Source organism: Streptomyces sp. NPDC048473 (genome assembly GCF_043200155.1).
GTDB lineage: Bacteria > Actinomycetota > Actinomycetes > Streptomycetales > Streptomycetaceae > Streptomyces.
On the sequence record NZ_JBICXE010000183.1, the window covers coordinates 1 to 1,477 of the forward strand.

1 protein-coding gene is annotated in these 1,477 nt (G+C 67.8%); it reads right to left on the reverse strand.

Going from position 1 to position 1,477, the window contains the following annotated elements; translation table 11 throughout:
- The coding region (locus tag ACGFU7_RS48115; RefSeq protein WP_393705144.1) for an NF041680 family putative transposase at positions 1 to 1,336 on the reverse strand (1,336 nt) is incomplete at its 3' end.
- Positions 1,337 to 1,477: the final 141 nt, after the last annotated feature.

A 1,477-nucleotide genomic window follows, 5' to 3' on the forward strand; every position in this document is an offset into this window, starting at 1 on the left:
GGCCGGGGCCCGCGGTGCTGGATTTCGGTGCGCTGGTCGGCTGAGGTGTTTTCCCGTGGAGGCGGCGAAATCCTCGACGGACACGCGCGGGTGTGAGGCGCCCTTGGCGGGCGGGCCGTTCCCAGGGATTGCGGAGGTCTTCTGCGAGGGGCCGGGCAAGGCGGAGTTGAGTGTGGGCTGCGATGACGAGCCAGGTCCAGCGGTCGGCGGCGGCCGGCTCGCGGAGTTTGGGAGCGGTCCACCCCAACGTCTGCTTGAGCATTCTGAAGGTGTGCTCGAGGTCGAATCTGCGCAGGAATGCCTGCCAGAGCCGGTCCACGTCGTCGGCCGTGGCGCCGGTGGCCGACCACCACAGCCAGACCGGTCTGGGGCTGCGGTCTCCGCGGAGGTGGTCGACCTGAAGACGGATGACGGTGCCTTCGATGACCGGCAGCTCTCCTTCGGGGTGGTCGGCCCAGGCCGAGCGCCGAACCAGTAGCGGGTGCAGGCGATCCCAGGCACTGGCAACGGCCTTCCCGTAGTGGGTGGTGTCGGACACCGTGGTGACCGATGGGGTCGGCTGAGTGGCCGGGTCCTCGAACGCGAACTCAGCCCCGCGCTTGGGCTTGCGCCCGCGCTTGCCCGGTGGCTGCGGCGGGGGCGGGAAGTACAGGACGCGGTCCGAACGCATCCGGCCCAGCAGCTCCACGGGCAGGTCGGTGAGAAGGAAAGCCAGACGGGTCACGTCATAGCCGGCATCGAGGACTACCAGGACAGGCGGGTCACCGATCTGCCACTGGCCTGTCACATACAGCCGCTGGAACACGTCCCGGACCTGGGTGGCGGTGACGGCGATCGCGTCGTCCCACGGACACAGCCGGACCACGTCCAGCATGGCAGTCCACGACGTCCGCCCCTGTTCCAGAGCGGCCACGAAGGAGTAGGGCCACCCGGGGATCATCTGGGCCGAGCCCCTGCCACGACCGTACGTGTGGCAGAACAGCCGGTCCGGGCTGGTATTCGCGTCCGGCCGCAGCCAGTTGCTCACGTCGACCGCCAGGACCAACCGCCCCTCCGATGTGCGGGGAAGCGGCAGCCCTGCCAGCGTTCTGCGAAGCCGTGCCACATCCAGATCTCCGTGGTTCAGGCCGCCGTACAAGGCGCCATGCCCGCGCCGGTGCTCGGGCTCCAACGACAGCTCGACCAACGTCCTCACCGGACCATCCGCGCACAGCAGCGCATCACTCAGCTCGAACAGCGCATCGCGCCGCCCGGTCAGACAGGCATAGAGCTCCGTCCGAAAGCCCGACAGTTCGGCAAACGCATCCCCCGGGGCGCCGTGGTGCAGCAGACTCATAGCGACGGCCTTCGTGTTGATCCCATGCCTCTGTGACGGAGCACAGGATCAAGCGAAGGCCGCTCTTGCGTCCGGAACTTAGGCAAAACCATCAGCAAGTTCGAGGCCGTGTTCGACGGCAGACCATAAACGCCAAGCTTA